This is a genomic window from Sphingomonas ginsenosidivorax (assembly GCF_007995065.1).
Classification (GTDB): domain Bacteria; phylum Pseudomonadota; class Alphaproteobacteria; order Sphingomonadales; family Sphingomonadaceae; genus Sphingomonas; species Sphingomonas ginsenosidivorax.
The window spans coordinates 2640920-2655500 of record NZ_VOQR01000001.1 but is presented as its reverse complement, the minus strand read 5'-3'; the positions used below and the strand labels follow the sequence as shown (position 1 = coordinate 2655500).

The following is a 14581-nucleotide window of genomic DNA, read 5'->3' as shown; positions in this document are numbered from 1 at the left end:
GGGCGGCGTCGCGCGCCGTCTTGGGAGACCCCAGCCTGCGCTGGGGTGACGGGGTGTTGAACCGTCATGCCAGCGTAGGCTGGCATCTCCCGTTGCAGCACGATAGCTTCCCCGCATGGTGCACGGCGGCTGGACCTATATCATGGCGAGCAAGCCGCACGGCCTGCTCTACATCGGCGTCACCAACCACCTGGCTGCACGGGTCGACCAGCATCGCCGCGACGAAGGCTCCGCGTTCTGCCGGCGCTACGGGATCAGGATGCTGGTGTTCGCCGAGGCGCACGAGACGATTCAGGCGGCGATCTGGCGCGAGAAGGCTCTGAAGGCGTGGAACCGGGCGTGGAAAATCCGGCTGATCGAGGAGCTCAATCCGGAATGGCGGGATTTGTACGATACGCTGGCGTAGGACGGCGTGACCACATCACCCCCGCCCGTCATGCCAGCGCAGGCTGGCATCTCTCCTTCGTATCGGGCCGGTCGCCCCGAACCGGGAGACCCCAGCCTACGCTGGGGTGACGGGTGGCTTGGGCGGACGACCTTTCCCGCGCGCCCCACTCGTCATGCCAACGTAGGCTGGCATCTTTCGCTTGTGTTGGGCCGGCTGCCCCGAACCGAGAGACCCCAGCCTTCGCTGGGGTGACGAAGGGGAATGGAAAGCCGGGTGCGCAAGAAGGGCGTCTACCCCTTGTACAATGCGTCCAGCCGCTCTCCGTACACCTGCCGGATCACATGCCGCCGGATCTTGAGACTCGGCGTCAGCTGTTCGTTCTCGATCCCGAACGGCGCGTCGGCCAGCACGAAGCGGCGGATCCGTTCGGTCACGGTCAGGTCCTTGTTCACCCGCTCGATCGCGGCGCCGATTGCGGTGCGGTATTCACTGTTCTCGGCGAGGCGCGCGAAGCTGCAGGCGTCGCCGTTGGCGGCGCACCATTCCTGCGTCCATTCGGGGTCGGGCACGATCAGCGCGACCATGTAGGGGCGGCGGTCGCCGGCGATCATCGCCTGGACGATCTCGGGCTGCAGCGTCAGCATCCCCTCGACCTTCTGGGGCGCGACGTTCTCGCCCTTGTCGTTGATGATCAGGTCCTTCTTGCGGTCGGTGATGCGAATCCGGCCCTTCTCGTCGATCTCGCCGATGTCGCCGGTGTGCAGCCAGCCGTCCTGCAGCACGCGCGCGGTCTCCGCCTCGTTGCGCCAGTAGCCATGCATGACGAGCTCGCCCTTCACCAGGATCTCGCCATCCTCGGCGATCCGCACCTCGGTGTTGGCGAGCGCCGGGCCGACCGAATCCATCCGGATGCCGACGCTCGGGCGGTTGCACGAGATCACCGGCGCGGCCTCGGTCTGGCCATAGCCCTGGAGGAAGGTGAGCCCCAGCGATTCGAAGAACAGCCCGACCTCGGGGTTGAGCGGCGCGCCGCCCGAGATCATCGCCTTCATCCGGCCGCCGAACTTCTTGGCGATCTTGGGCTTGAACAGCGTCGCGACCGCGGCCTGCATCGGGCGGTCGACCAGCCGCAGCCGGCCTTTGTACCGCTTCGCGCCGATATCGAGCGCCTGCCGCAGCAGATACGCCGACGCACCGCCCTGTTTCTCGATCGTCTTCGAGATGCGTGTGCGCAGGACCTCGAACAGGCGAGGGACGACGAACATGATCGTCGGCCGCGTCTCCTCGATATTGGCGGCGAGCTTGTCGAGGCCTTCGGCATAATAGATCTGGCCGCCGAGGCTGATCGGGAAATGCTGCCCGCCGGTATGTTCATAGGCATGGCTGAGCGGGAGGAACGAAAGGAACACCTCGTCGTCCCAGCCGAAATCCTCCGAGATCACGCTCGCGCACCCGGCGCAATTGTGGAGGATCGCGCCGTGATGCTGCATCACGCCGCGCGGCGCGCCGCCGGTACCGCTGGTGTAGATGATGCAGGCGAGGTCGTCGCGGGTGAAGTCGGCGGCCGCCGCGGCGACGTCGGGCGCGGTCGGGTTGGCACCGATCAGCGTGCGCCAGTCGTGGAAGTCGATGCTGGCCGGCGACACGCGCATCACGTCGATCCCGATCACGGTCTGCGCCTGGTTCGATTTGAGGACGGCGGGCAGCAGCGTCTTGGCGAGCTTGGCGGTCGAGACGATGATCGCGCAGGCGCCCGAATTCTCGATGACGTGCGCGTGGTCGCGCTCGGTGTTGGTGACATAGGCGGGGACCGTGACGCAGCCCGCGGCCATGATCGCAAGGTCGGAGATCGCCCATTCCGGGCGGTTCTCGCTGACCAGCATCACCCGGTCGCCGCGGTTCAGCCCGCACGCCTTCAGACCGGCGGCAAGGCTCGCGACCTGATGCGCCGCCTCGGCCCAGCTGGTCGCGACCCAGCTGCCGCTCGTCTTGGTCCACAGGAACGGCGCGTCGCCCCGTTCGCGGGCCCGCGCGAAGAACATCGCCACGAGGTTCGGGAAATATTCGAGTTGGCGGGCCATCGTCTCTCCTCCACGCGCCCTGTACGGACGTCGTCTGTCTTTATTCGGGTGCGCGCTGCAATGCGCCGAAGCGCTGGATCGGTGCAACGCTGCCGTCCTGCGCCATCGCGACGCCTTCGCTGCGTGGATCGGCGCCGCCGACCCAGCGGTTGCCGACGCGTTCGATCGCATTGGCCTTCAGGCCCAGCGCCGACACCTGCACGGTCTCGCCGAGTGCGCGCAGTGCCGGCACCATCGCCTCGCGCTCGGTGCCCTTCTCCGCCGCGGCGACATGGCCGGGTGCATAGAGCAGGCCCATCGCGATCGCATCCTGCGCGGGCAGCTTCCAGTCGACCACGCCGATGATCGCCTTGGCGACCTGCGCGATGATCGTCGACCCGCCCGCCGCACCGACCGCGAGCCGGACCTTGCCGTCGGGGCCGTAGACGATCGTCGGCGCCATCGAGCTGCGCGGCCGCTTGCCGCCCTCGACGCGGTTGGCGACGACATAGCCGTCCTTGTCGGGGACGATGTCGAAATCGGTCAGCTGGTTGTTGAGCACGGTGCCGTCGACGGTCAGGCCCGAACCGAAATAGCCTTCCACCGTGGTGGTCACCTGGACGACGTTGCCGCGTGCGTCGACGACCGAGAGACTCGTGGTGCCGGCGACCTCACTGACCGGCGCGCGCTGGCGCTTCGGTGCGCCGGGGGGCGTGCCCGCGGTGACGCTGGCCATGGTGGTCGCAGGCGAGATCAGCGCGGAGCGCGATGCGAGATAGCCGGGGTCGAGCATGCCCTTGACCGGCACCGAGACGTGATCCGGATCGCCGACATACAGGTCGCGGTCGGCATAGGTGAGCCGCGAGGATTCGGCGAACAGGTGCCAGGCCTGCGCGCTGTCCTTGCCGAGCTTGGCCATGTCGAAGCGCTCGAGCTGCTTGAGGATCATCAGCACGGCGAGGCCGCCCGACGAGGGCGGGCCCATCCCGCAGACGCGGTAGACGCGGTATTTGACGCAGACCGGCGCGCGCGGCTTTGCATCGTAGGTCGCGAGGTCGCCGAGCGTCATCTTCGACGGGTTGCGCGCGGCGCCGTTGACGGTCGCGACGATCTTCTGCGCCTCGGGGCCGACATAGAAGCTGTCGGGGCCGCGCTTGGCGATGCGCTCGAGCAGGGCGGCCTGGGCCGGGTTCCTGACGGTGGCGCCGATCGGAAGCGGGCTGCCGTCGGGCGCGGAGAACAGCGCGCGCGTCTCGGGCGTGATGTGCCCGCCATAGCGCGCCATGCCGTTGCCGAGCCGCGGCGAGACCTTGAAGCCGTCGCGGGCGAGGCGGATCGCGGGCAGGAACAGCGTCGCCCAGGGGAGCTTGCCGCCGCTGCGGTGCGCGAGCGCCATGCCGCGCAGCGATCCGGGGACGCCGACGCTGCGGCCGCCCGGGACCGCGTCCTGGTGGCTCAGCGGCGTGCCGTCGGGCGCGTAGAACCAGCGCTCGTCGGCAGCGGCGGGCGCCTTCTCGCGGAAGTCGATCGTGCCGAGCGCGCCGTTCACGCCTTGCGACAGCCAGAAGCCGCCGCCGCCGATCCCCGAGCTCTGCGGCTCGACGACGTTGAGCGCGAGCATCGTCGCGATCGCGGCGTCGGTCGCGGTGCCGCCGGCGCGGAGCATCTCGACGCCCGCCGCCGCGGCGCGCGGGTCGGCGGCGCTGACCATGCCCTGGGCATTCGAAGTGGTCCTGGAAGGAGCTGCGGCAGGTTCCCGCGCCTGGGCGGCGACGGGGAGCAGGAGAGCGAACGCTAGGAGAGTCTTCATCGAAACCGAACCTAACGGGGTTCGAGGGCGAGGCAACCCATTACGCCCGCCAATGACCCCGCCGTACCGTCATCCCGGGCGCGGCCCGGGATCCAGGGTTACGGGCGGCGGCGTTCGTGGCTCTGGGTCCTGACTTTCGTCAGGATGACGGGAAGGCGTTCAGTCGACCCCGACCGCGGCCGCGACGGTTGCAAAACCATCGCGCGCGAGCAGCGCCGAGAGATCGCGAAGGATGCGCGCGGGCAGGCCGGGGCCTTCGTAGACCAGCGCCGAATAGAGCTGGACCAGGCTCGCGCCTGCACGGATGCGGGCATAGGCCTCTGCGCCGCTGTCGATCCCGCCGACCGATATCAGCGGGATCGCCGCCCCCGTCGCGGTCCGGAAATCGGCGAGCCGCGCCCGGGCGAGCGGCGCGAGCGGTGCGCCCGACAGGCCGCCCGTCTCCTGGGCATTGGCCGAGCGCAGGCCCGGGCGGCTGATCGTCGTGTTGCTGACGATCAGCGCGTCGATCCGCGCGTCCATCGCCGCACGCGCGATGTCGTCGATCGCGGCGGGGTCGAGATCGGGCGCGACCTTGAGGAAAATCGGCGTGGCCCCCTTCGCCGCGGTGCACGCCGTAAGCAGGTGGCGCAGCGCGGCACCGTGCTGCAGGTCGCGCAGGCCCGGCGTGTTGGGGGAGCTGATGTTGATCGTGATGTAGTCGGCGAGCGGGGCTGCGTGGGTGATGCCGTGGACGTAATCGGCGATCCGGTCGCTCGCATCCTTGTTGGCGCCGACGTTGATGCCGAGCACGCCCTTGCGCGCTGCTGCCTTCGCGCGCGGCAGGGCGCCGTCGAGCCCGCCATTGTTGAACCCCAGGCGGTTGATGATCGCGCGGTCCTCGACCAACCGGAAGATGCGTGGGCGGGGGTTGCCGGGCTGGGGCAGGGGGGTGAGCGTGCCGATCTCGACGCTGCCGAAGCCCAATCCGAAGAATCCGTCGATCGCGCGCCCGTCCTTGTCGACGCCCGCGGCGAGCCCCAGCGGGTTGGCGAAGTCGACACCTGCCACGGTGATCGGCAGGCGCGGAACGGCAGGGGCGGCGGGCGCTCCCGCCTTCGCCCAGGCGCCGAGCGCCGCAATCGTCAGGCCATGCGCACGTTCGGCGTCGAGGCGGAAGAGCAGGGGGTGGTAGAAGGCCATGGCGATCTCGCTCCCCTCCCTGGAAGGGAGGGGCTGGGGGTGGGTTGGTATGGGGCTGGCGCCGCGTTCCCACGAGAGCGACCCACCCCCGACCCCTCCCTTCCAGGGAGGGGAGTGTCAAGCGCTGGGCTTGCGAGTCGTTCGCAGCCAAATCGGGTTGACGTACCCCGTGGCGCGCACCATTTGCAATCGGACGAATTCGTTCCGATTGGAAACCATGCGCCTCTCCAGCCTAGCCGATTACGCCGTCGTGATGATGAGCGCAGCCGCGCGTCATTGCGGCGGGGTGGCGCGGCTGAACGCAACGTTGCTGAGCGAGGAGACCGGCGTGCCGCTCCCCACCGCGCAGAAGCTCGTCAGCCGGCTGTCCGCGGCCGGCCTGCTGGAAAGCGCGCGGGGTACCGGTGGCGGGTTCCGCCTGTCGCGGCCGCCATCCTCGATCAGCCTGGCCGACATCATCGAGGCGGTCGAGGGTCCGATCGCGCTGACCGCATGCGTCGACGGCGCGACGCAGGATTGCTGCATCGACCAGACGTGCAAGGTGAAGCCGCACTGGAACATCGTCAACGGCGCCGTCCGCGGTGCGTTGGCGAACGTGAGCCTCGCATCGCTTTCCACCCACCCCGGCGAAGGCCGGGGCCCGGATGGGGCTCGCGACTTGGCTGAGCCCGGCACCCCGTTACTGCAACCGTCCCACCTGGACCCCGGCCTCCGCCGGGGAACGAGAGAAACAGTATAATGGCTACCCGCAACGCAGAGGCCTATGCGGCCGCGAACAAGACGTACGAGTGGGGTTTCTCCTCGGACATCGAACAGGAATTCGCGCCCAAGGGGCTGAGCGAAGACACCGTGCGCTTCATCTCCGCGAAGAAGGGCGAGCCGCAGTGGATGCTTGACTGGCGGCTGAAGGCGTTCGCGTTGTGGCAGACGATGGAGGCGCCCGACTGGGCCAAGCTCAACGTGCCCCCGATCGATTACCAGGACGCCTATTATTACGCGGAGCCCAAGGCGAAGCCGAAGCTTGGCAGCCTCGACGAGGTCGATCCTGAGATCCTGCGCGTCTACGAGAAGCTCGGCATCCCGATCGGCGAGCAGAAGATGCTCGCCGGCGTGGTCGAGGATCCGCTCGACGCCGATGGCAACCCGAAGCGCCGCGTCGCGGTCGACGCGGTGTTCGACAGCGTCTCGGTCGCGACGACGTTCCGCAAGGAGCTCGAAGCTGCGGGCGTGATCTTCCGGTCGATCTCAGAGGCGATCAAGGAATATCCCGACCTCGTGCGGAAGTGGCTCGGCAAGGTCGTGCCGCAGCGTGACAACTACTTCGCGACGCTGAACTCCGCGGTCTTCTCCGACGGCACGTTCGTCTACATCCCTGAAGGCGTCCGCTGCCCGATGGAGCTGTCGACCTATTTTCGGATCAATGCCGAGAACACCGGGCAGTTCGAACGCACGCTGATCGTCGCCGACAAGGGGGCGTACGTCTCCTATCTTGAAGGCTGCACCGCGCCGATGCGCGACGAGAACCAGCTGCACGCAGCGGTCGTCGAACTGGTCGCGCTCGACGATGCCGAGATCAAGTACTCGACGGTGCAGAACTGGTATCCGGGCGACGAGAACGGCGTCGGCGGGATCTACAATTTCGTCACCAAGCGCGCACTGTGCCAGGGCAAGAACTCGAAGGTCAGCTGGACGCAGGTCGAGACCGGCAGCGCGATCACGTGGAAATATCCGTCGTGCGTGCTCGCGGGCGATGGCTCGGTCGGCGAATTCTATTCGGTCGCGGTGACGAACAATCGCCAGCAGGCCGATACCGGCACGAAGATGATCCACCTCGGTAAGAACACGCGCTCGACGATCGTATCGAAGGGGATTTCGGCGGGGCGCTCGGACAACACCTACCGAGGTTTGGTGCGCGTCGCGCCGACCGCGGAGGGCGTGCGCAACTTCACCCAGTGCGACAGCCTGCTGCTCGGCGACCAGTGCGGCGCACATACCGTGCCGTATATCGAGGTCCGCAACCCGTCCGCGCAGATCGAGCATGAGGCGACGACGTCGAAGATCTCCGAGGACCAGCTGTTCTACGCGATGTCGCGCGGCCTGGACCAAGAGGCGGCGGTCGCGCTGATCGTCAACGGCTTCGCGCGCGAGGTGCTGCAGCAGCTCCCGATGGAGTTCGCGGTCGAGGCGCAGAAGCTGCTGGGGATTTCGCTCGAAGGCTCGGTGGGGTGACAAACCCCGCCCCCCGTCATGCTGAACTCGGTTCAGCATCCACCGATCGTCGGGCGACAGCGCCCGGGGCCAGGTGGACCCTGAAACGAGTTCAGGGTGACGAACATGACAATGACGCGGATCGTGAAGAGAACTGAAATGCTGAAAATTGAAAACCTCCACGCCGAGATCGACGGCAAGGAAATCCTTAAGGGCCTGTCGCTCACCGTCAACGCGGGCGAAGTGCACGCGATCATGGGGCCGAACGGCGCGGGCAAGTCGACGCTGGGCTATGTGCTCGGCGGGCGGCCCGGCTACGAGGTCACGGCGGGTTCGGTGACGTTCGACGGTGTCGACCTGCTCGAGCTCGAGGCGCATGAGCGCGCCGCGGCGGGGGTGTTCCTCGGTTTCCAGTATCCAGTCGAGATTCCCGGCGTGTCGAACGTCCAGTTCCTGCGCGAGGCCTTGAACGCCCAGCGCGCGACGCGGGACGAGAAGGCCTTGTCTGGCGGCGAGTTCCTAAAGCTCGCGCGCGGGCAGGCGGACCTGCTCGGCATGGACTACGACATGCTCAAGCGGCCGGTGAACGTCGGCTTTTCGGGCGGCGAGAAGAAGCGCAACGAGATGGTGCAGATGGGCATCGTCAACCCGAAGTTCGCGATCCTCGACGAGACCGATTCCGGCCTCGACATCGACGCGCTGCGCGTCGTCGGCGACGGCATCAACCGCATCATGCGCGCGCCCGACAAGGCGGTGCTGCTGATCACGCATTACCAGCGGCTGCTCGATTATGTGGAGCCCGATTTCGTCCACGTCCTGGCCGACGGCCGGATCGTGCGCAGCGGCGGGGCGGAGCTCGCCAAGCAGCTGGAGTCCGAGGGTTATGTGGGAATCGCAGCGTGAGCGTATCTCATCGTCATGCTGAAATCGTTTCAGCATCCACGGCGCCTCAAGCGCTTGCGTTCGTGGAGGGTTGGACCCTGAATCAAGTTCAGGGTGACGGGCTGTGAGCGACTTGCTCGACCTTCCCTCGACCCGCGAGGAATCCTGGCGCTGGGCGGATCTGCCCACGCTCGTCGCGGCGACGCAGCTGCCGAAGACGGCAGCCGATGGCTTAGACCATTTCCTCGATCTGCCCGGCGCGCGGCTGGTGTTCGTCGACGGCGTGCTTGACGATAGCCGCAGCGACCTGCAGCGCGCGACGCTCGCGCATATCGAAGGCGGCGACCACGTGCTCGGGCGCAAGGCGGGCGGCAAGGGCTGGGCGCTGAAGCTCGACGCCGATGCCGCGGCGGACCCGGTGCAGGTCGTGCATGTCGCGACCGGTGGTGCGAACCAGCTGCCGTGCGAGATATCCCTTGCCGACGACGCGGTCGCGCAGGTCGTCGAGACCTATGTCGGCAGCGGCTGGAGCAACCGGCTCGCGCGGATCACGCTCGGCAAGGCGGCGCGGCTGATGCGCGCGGTGCGGATCCTGCAGGTCGACGGCTTCGTGTCGCTGCGCGAGGAAGTCGCGCTTCACGCGGGCGCGAGCCTGATCGCGACGTTCCTCGCGCTCGGCGGCGCGGGCGCGCGGATCGATGGCGCGGTGAGCGTCAATGGCGACGACGGCTATGCCGAGCTCGGCGGCGCGCTGCTGACCCGCGGCGACGAGAACAAGGAATGCGCGGTGCGGCTGCGCCACGACGCGCTCAACGGGCAGAGCCACCAATTGTGGCGCGCGGTGGCGGCCGACCGGTCGACCGTCAGCCTGGCGGCGGCGGTCGAGGTCGCACGGCATGCGCAGAAAACCGATGGCGAGCAGAGCTTGCGCGGTCTGCTGTTGCAGCGGACCGCGACGGTGAACCTCAAGCCCGAGCTCGAGATCTTCGCCGACGACGTGAAGTGCGCGCACGGTGCGACGGTCGGCGAGTTGGATGCTAAGGCGCTGTTCTACATGCAAAGCCGCGGGATCCCGAAGGCGCGCGCGCAAGCACTGCTGACGCGGGCGTTCGTGGGCGATGCGCTCGACCGGATCGGGAATGAGACCGTGCGCGATGCGTTCGTCGCGGACGCGGATGCGTGGCTGGAGACGGCGTTGTGACACGCACCTTCCGTCATGCTGAACTTGGTTCAGCATCCACCGTGTCGCAGACGGTAGCGTTCGTGGGTCGGTGGACCCTGAACCAAGTTCAGGGTGACGCGAGATGAGCATCTTGACCGCCACCCGCCCGCTCGACCGCGTCGCGGATTTCCCAGCGATTCCCGACGGCTGGGCCTATCTCGACACCGCCGCGACCGCGCAGAAGCCGCAGCCCGTCATCGACGCGATCACCCGCGCCTACGACACCACCTACGCGACCGTGCACCGCGGCGTGTACCAGCGCTCCGCCGACATGACGCTCGCCTATGAGGCCGCGCGCCGCACCGTCGCGCGCTTCATCGGCGCGGGGTCCGAGAACGAGATCGTCTTCGTCCGCGGCGCCACCGAGGCGATCAACCTCGTTGCGCAATGCTGGGCGGGCACGCAGCTGAAGGCCGGCGACCGCATCCTGCTGTCAATGCTCGAGCATCATTCGAATATCGTGCCGTGGCAGATGGTCGCCGAGCGGATCGGCGTCGCGATCGACGTGCTGCCGCTCACCGACGACCACCGCATCGACCTCGACGCGATGGAGCGGATCATCACGCCGGCGCACAAGCTGGTCGCGCTGGCGCATGTTTCGAACGTGCTCGGCTCGGTGCTCGACGCCCGCCGCGCGACCGAGATCGCGCATGCGGTCGGCGCGAAGATCCTGATCGATGGCTGCCAGTCGGTGCCGCGGATCGCGGTCGACGTGGCAGCGATCGGGTGCGACTTCTACGTCTTTTCGGGGCACAAGCTTTACGGCCCGACCGGCATCGGCGTGCTGTGGGCACGGCCCGACCTGCTCGAGGCGATGCCGCCCTATCAGGGTGGCGGGTCGATGATCGACAAGGTTTCGTTCAAGCGGACGACGTACGCGCCGCCGCCGGGGCGGTTCGAGGCCGGGACGCCGCATATCGTCGGTGCGCTGGGGCTCGCGGCGGGGATCAACTATGTCGAGAGCATCGGGCTGGGCGCGATCCACGCGCACGAGACCGCGCTGGTGACAGCCACGCGGGAGGCATTGTCTGGGATCAATTCGGTGCGGCTGTACGGCCCGGCGGACTCGGCGGGGATCGTCTCCTTCACGATCGAGGGGGTTCATCCCCACGACATCGGCACCATATTGGACGAGGAGCGGGTCGCGATCCGCGCCGGCCATCACTGCGCACAGCCGCTGATGGAGTCGCTGGGCGTCGACGCCACCGCGCGCGCGAGCTTCGGCGTGTATAACGGCCCGGCGGACGTCGAGGCGCTGGTACGCGGTATCGAGCGAGTAACGCGAATTTTTGGTTAGGGATTTTCGGATGAGCGACGGATTTCGCATCGAGGAAGTGGACGCGGTCGAGGCACCGCCCAAGGCGCGCGTCGTGTTGGAGACGGACTCCAACGCCGAGCGCAAGCGCGACTATCTCGAAGGCTTCCTCGCGCAGAAGCCGCAGGCCGATGCCGTGGGCGAACCCGGCGGCGTGGTCTACGACGGCATCATCGAGGCGCTGAAGGAGATCTACGATCCCGAGATCCCGGTGAACATCTACGACCTCGGGCTGATCTACGGCGTCGAGGTCACCGAGGACGGGCACGCGGTGGTCACGATGACGCTGACCACGCCCAACTGCCCGGTCGCCGAATCGATGCCGATGGAAGTCGAGATGCGCGTCGGCGCAGTGCCGGGCGTCGGCGTCGCCGAGGTCAATCTGGTGTGGGACCCCGCCTGGGATCCGCAAAAGATGTCCGACGAGGCGAAGCTCGAGTTGGGCATGCTGTGACCAAAAAGCCCCCGCCCGCTTGCGGGAGGGGAGTATCGGATCGGTCATGCCCCCGGCATGACCTGAACAGCGCGGGGCGCTGTTCATCCGATACTGGGGTGGGCTCGCGCTATCCCCACTTATCGCAGTTCGAGTGGCTGGCCGGGAGCCCACCCCCGGCCCCTCCCGCATGCGGGAGGGGGAAGAAGGAGGAAGATGATGGCGACCACACTTCGCGAACGCCCCGCGGCGCTGAACCTGACTGCTACCGCGCACGCGCGCATTGCGGACCTGATGGCGCGCGCGCCGGCCGACGCGATCGGCGTCAAGCTGTCGACGCCGCGCCGCGGCTGTTCGGGGCTCGCCTATTCGGTCGATTACGTCACCGATGCGAAGCCGTTCGACGAGCGGATCGAGACCCCCGGGGGCACGCTGTTCGTCGATGGCGGGTCGATCCTGTACCTGATCGGGTCGACGATGGACTGGGTCGAGGACGATTTTACCGCGGGCTTCGTGTTCGCCAACCCCAACGCCAAGGGCGCGTGCGGGTGCGGGGAGAGCTTCACAGTCTGATCTTTCCGTCATGCCGGGCTCGTCCCGGCATCCAGAGCCACGAACGCTGCCGTTCGTAACCCTGGATCCCGGGACAAGCCCGGGATGACGATGTAGGGACCATTGCCCGGCCGTCCCGTCCTGTGCCACTCACGCCCCCAGTAAAGGGGAAATGATGGCCAGCCTGTTCCGCAAGAAGATCGTCACCGCGCAGCCAGCGGGCCAGCAGCTCGCGCGTACGCTGTCGTGGCCGCACCTCGTCGCGATGGGCGTCGGCGGGATCGTCGGGACCGGCATCCTCACCCTCATCGGCGTCGGCGCGGGGCTCGCCGGCCCGGCGGTCATCCTCTCCTTCGTCATCGCCGGCGGGATCTGCGCCTGTGCCGCGCTCGCCTATGCCGAGATGGCGACGATGATCCCCGCGTCGGGCAGTGCCTATACCTACAGCTATGTCGTGCTCGGCGAGATCATCGCCTGGGTGATCGGATGGAGCCTGATCCTCGAATATTCGCTGGTCGTGTCGACCGTCGCGGTCGGCTGGTCGGGCTATGCAGCCCCACTGCTCGGCGCAGTCGGCTTCCCTGAGGCGCTGGTGAAGAGCCCCGAACTCGGCGGCATCCTCAACGTGCCTGCGATCGCGATCATCGCGGTCGTCGCCGGACTGCTGTCGTTCGGGACGCGCGAGAGCGCGACGCTCAACGCGGTGCTGGTCGCAGTCAAGATGATCGCGCTCGCCGTGTTCGTGTTCATCGCGCTCCACTATTTCGACGCGGCGAACCTGCACCCGTTCATGCCCTACGGCTTCCCGAAGGCGGTCGCGCCTGACGGGGCCGAGCGCGGGGTGATGGCGGCGGCGGCGATCATCTTCTTCGCCTTTTACGGCTTCGACGCAATCTCGACCGCGGCGGAGGAGACCAAGAACCCCGCGCGCGACCTCGCGATCGGGATCGTCGGGTCGATGGTCGCGTGCATCGCGATCTACATCCTGGTCGCGGTCGCCGCGGTCGGCGCGCTGTCCTACACGCGGTTCGCGAGCTCGGCCGAGCCGCTCGCGCTGATCCTGCGCGAGATCGGGCGGCCGGGGTTCGCGACGTTCCTCGGCGCCTCCGCGGTGATCGCGCTGCCGACGGTTCTGCTCGCCTTCCTGTTCGGGCAGAGCCGGATCTTCTTCACCATGGCGCGCGACGGATTGCTGCCCGCCAGCCTGGCGACCGTGTCGAAGCGCGGCGCGCCCGTGCGGATCACCTGGATCACCGCCGCGATCGTCGCGGTGATCGCCGGGCTGCTGCCGCTCGCAGAGATCGCCGCGCTCGCCAATGCGGGGACGCTCGCGGCGTTCGTCGCGGTCTGCGCGTGCATGCTGGTGATGCGTCGCCGGGCGCCCGACGCGGTGCGGAGCTTCCGGACGCCCGCCGCGACGCTGGTGGGCACGATCGGTATCCTCGGTTGCCTGTACCTGTTCGTCAGCCTGCCATCGAAGACGCAAGTGTATTTCGCGGCGTGGAACGTGCTCGGGCTGCTGATCTACTTCGCCTATGCCCGGCCGCGGGCGCACGCCGAATGAGCTGGACGATCGGGATCATCGGCGGCTCGGGGCTCTACGCGGTCGACGGGATCGAGGATGGCCGCTGGCAGACGGTGGAGACGCCGTGGGGTGCGCCCTCCGACGCGATCTTCACCGGCCGCGTCGGGCATGTCGGCGTCGCGTTCCTGCCGCGTCACGGGCGCGGGCACCGGATTGCGCCGTCCGAACTCAACGCACGCGCCAATATCGACGCGTTGAAGCGGCTTGGGGTCACCGACGTGCTCGCGGTGTCGTCGGTGGGTTCGCTCGCCGAGGATCGCCCGCCCGGCAGCTTCACGGTGGTGGACCAGTTCATCGATCGCACCAGGGGGCGGCCGTCGAGCTTCTTCGGCACCGGCCTCGTCGCGCATGTCTCGATGGCGGATCCAGTCTGCCCGCGACTGTCGGCGCTGGCGGTCGAGGCCGCGCGGGCGGCCGGCGCGGACGTCAACGACGGCGGCACTTATCTGGCGATGGAGGGCCCGCAATTCTCGAGCCGTGCGGAAAGCCGGCTCTACCGGCAATGGGGCTGCGACGTGATCGGCATGACCGCGATGCCCGAGGCCAAGCTCGCGCGCGAGGCGGAGCTGCCCTACGCGCTGGTCGGGATGGTCACCGACTATGACAGCTGGCGCGAGGACGAGGCCGGCGTCGATGTCGCGCAGGTGATCGCGCAGCTCGGCGCGAATGCGGCCAAGGCGCGGGCGATGGTGATGCACCTACTCCGGTCGTTGCCTGCGGAGAGGGCAGCGTCGCCGATCGATACGTGCCTCGATGCGGCGCTGATCACCGCGCCGGGGGCGCGGGATCCGGCTTTGGTGGAAAAGCTGGACGCGGTGGCGGGCAGGGCCCTTACGCCGTCACCCTGAACTTGTTTCAGGGTCCACTCATCCCGGGGCGATATCGCCAGTGGCGCGGTAGATGCTAAAACAAGTTCAGCATGACGTGGGACGCTACCGCGCCAT

Annotated in this window: 13 protein-coding genes; 10 read left to right on the top strand and 3 right to left on the bottom strand. The window is 68.0% G+C overall.

All coding sequences use genetic code 11. From position 1 onward, the window contains the following. The first annotated feature begins 115 nt into the window (after nucleotides 1-115). Nucleotides 116-406 (top strand): GIY-YIG nuclease family protein, encoded by a 291-nt coding sequence (locus tag FSB78_RS12040; RefSeq protein WP_147082872.1) that lies wholly within the window; start codon nucleotides 116-118, stop codon nucleotides 404-406. 272 nt (nucleotides 407-678) lie between these two features. Here the strand turns inward: FSB78_RS12040 and FSB78_RS12035 are convergent, their stop codons facing one another. From FSB78_RS12035 to FSB78_RS12025, 3 genes are all read right to left on the bottom strand, one after another. Beyond that, complete coding sequence (locus tag FSB78_RS12035) at nucleotides 679-2469, bottom strand: AMP-dependent synthetase/ligase (RefSeq protein ID WP_147082871.1); 1791 nt, start codon at nucleotides 2467-2469, stop codon at nucleotides 679-681. Between the two features lie 40 nt (nucleotides 2470-2509). Then, nucleotides 2510-4258 (bottom strand): gamma-glutamyltransferase, encoded by a 1749-nt coding sequence (gene ggt, locus FSB78_RS12030; protein ID WP_199743172.1) that lies wholly within the window; start codon nucleotides 4256-4258, stop codon nucleotides 2510-2512. A gap of 159 nt (nucleotides 4259-4417) precedes the next feature. Continuing rightward, on the bottom strand, nucleotides 4418-5440 hold the full coding sequence (locus FSB78_RS12025) for a quinone-dependent dihydroorotate dehydrogenase (protein WP_147082869.1): 1023 nt from the start codon (nucleotides 5438-5440) through the stop codon (nucleotides 4418-4420). Between the two features lie 217 nt (nucleotides 5441-5657). On the opposite strand from FSB78_RS12025, the gene FSB78_RS12020 reads away from it, so the two are divergent. The 9 genes from FSB78_RS12020 (at nucleotide 5658) to FSB78_RS11980 (ending at nucleotide 14485) form a co-directional block, all read left to right on the top strand. Continuing rightward, on the top strand, nucleotides 5658-6179 hold the full coding sequence (locus FSB78_RS12020; protein ID WP_147084161.1) for an SUF system Fe-S cluster assembly regulator: 522 nt from the start codon (nucleotides 5658-5660) through the stop codon (nucleotides 6177-6179). Beyond that, nucleotides 6179-7669: a Fe-S cluster assembly protein SufB gene (gene sufB, locus FSB78_RS12015; RefSeq protein ID WP_147082868.1), complete on the top strand. Its 1491-nt coding sequence runs from the start codon at nucleotides 6179-6181 to the stop codon at nucleotides 7667-7669. Before FSB78_RS12020 ends, sufB begins: the two co-directional genes overlap by 1 nt. Nucleotides 7670-7807: 138 nt before the next feature. Beyond that, nucleotides 7808-8551, top strand: coding sequence for a Fe-S cluster assembly ATPase SufC (sufC, locus tag FSB78_RS12010; RefSeq protein WP_147082867.1), 744 nt, complete (start codon nucleotides 7808-7810; stop codon nucleotides 8549-8551). A gap of 103 nt (nucleotides 8552-8654) precedes the next feature. Then, the gene (locus FSB78_RS12005) at nucleotides 8655-9731 is read left to right on the top strand and encodes a SufD family Fe-S cluster assembly protein (RefSeq protein ID WP_147082866.1); all 1077 of its coding nucleotides are present in this window, start codon (nucleotides 8655-8657) and stop codon (nucleotides 9729-9731) included. A 103-nt stretch (nucleotides 9732-9834) separates the two neighbouring features. Then, nucleotides 9835-11049: a cysteine desulfurase gene (locus tag FSB78_RS12000; RefSeq protein ID WP_147082865.1), complete on the top strand. Its 1215-nt coding sequence runs from the start codon at nucleotides 9835-9837 to the stop codon at nucleotides 11047-11049. A gap of 10 nt (nucleotides 11050-11059) precedes the next feature. Next, complete coding sequence (locus FSB78_RS11995; RefSeq protein ID WP_147082864.1) at nucleotides 11060-11521, top strand: SUF system Fe-S cluster assembly protein; 462 nt, start codon at nucleotides 11060-11062, stop codon at nucleotides 11519-11521. 198 nt (nucleotides 11522-11719) lie between these two features. Then, nucleotides 11720-12073, top strand: coding sequence for a HesB/IscA family protein (locus tag FSB78_RS11990; RefSeq protein ID WP_147082863.1), 354 nt, complete (start codon nucleotides 11720-11722; stop codon nucleotides 12071-12073). Nucleotides 12074-12227: 154 nt separating this feature from the next. Further along, the gene (locus tag FSB78_RS11985; RefSeq protein ID WP_147082862.1) at nucleotides 12228-13616 is read left to right on the top strand and encodes an amino acid permease; all 1389 of its coding nucleotides are present in this window, start codon (nucleotides 12228-12230) and stop codon (nucleotides 13614-13616) included. Then, entirely contained in the window at nucleotides 13613-14485 is an 873-nt protein-coding gene (locus tag FSB78_RS11980) for an S-methyl-5'-thioadenosine phosphorylase (protein ID WP_147082861.1), read from the top strand. The genes FSB78_RS11985 and FSB78_RS11980 overlap by 4 nt, the downstream gene beginning before the upstream one ends. The last annotated feature ends 96 nt before the right edge of the window (nucleotides 14486-14581 follow it).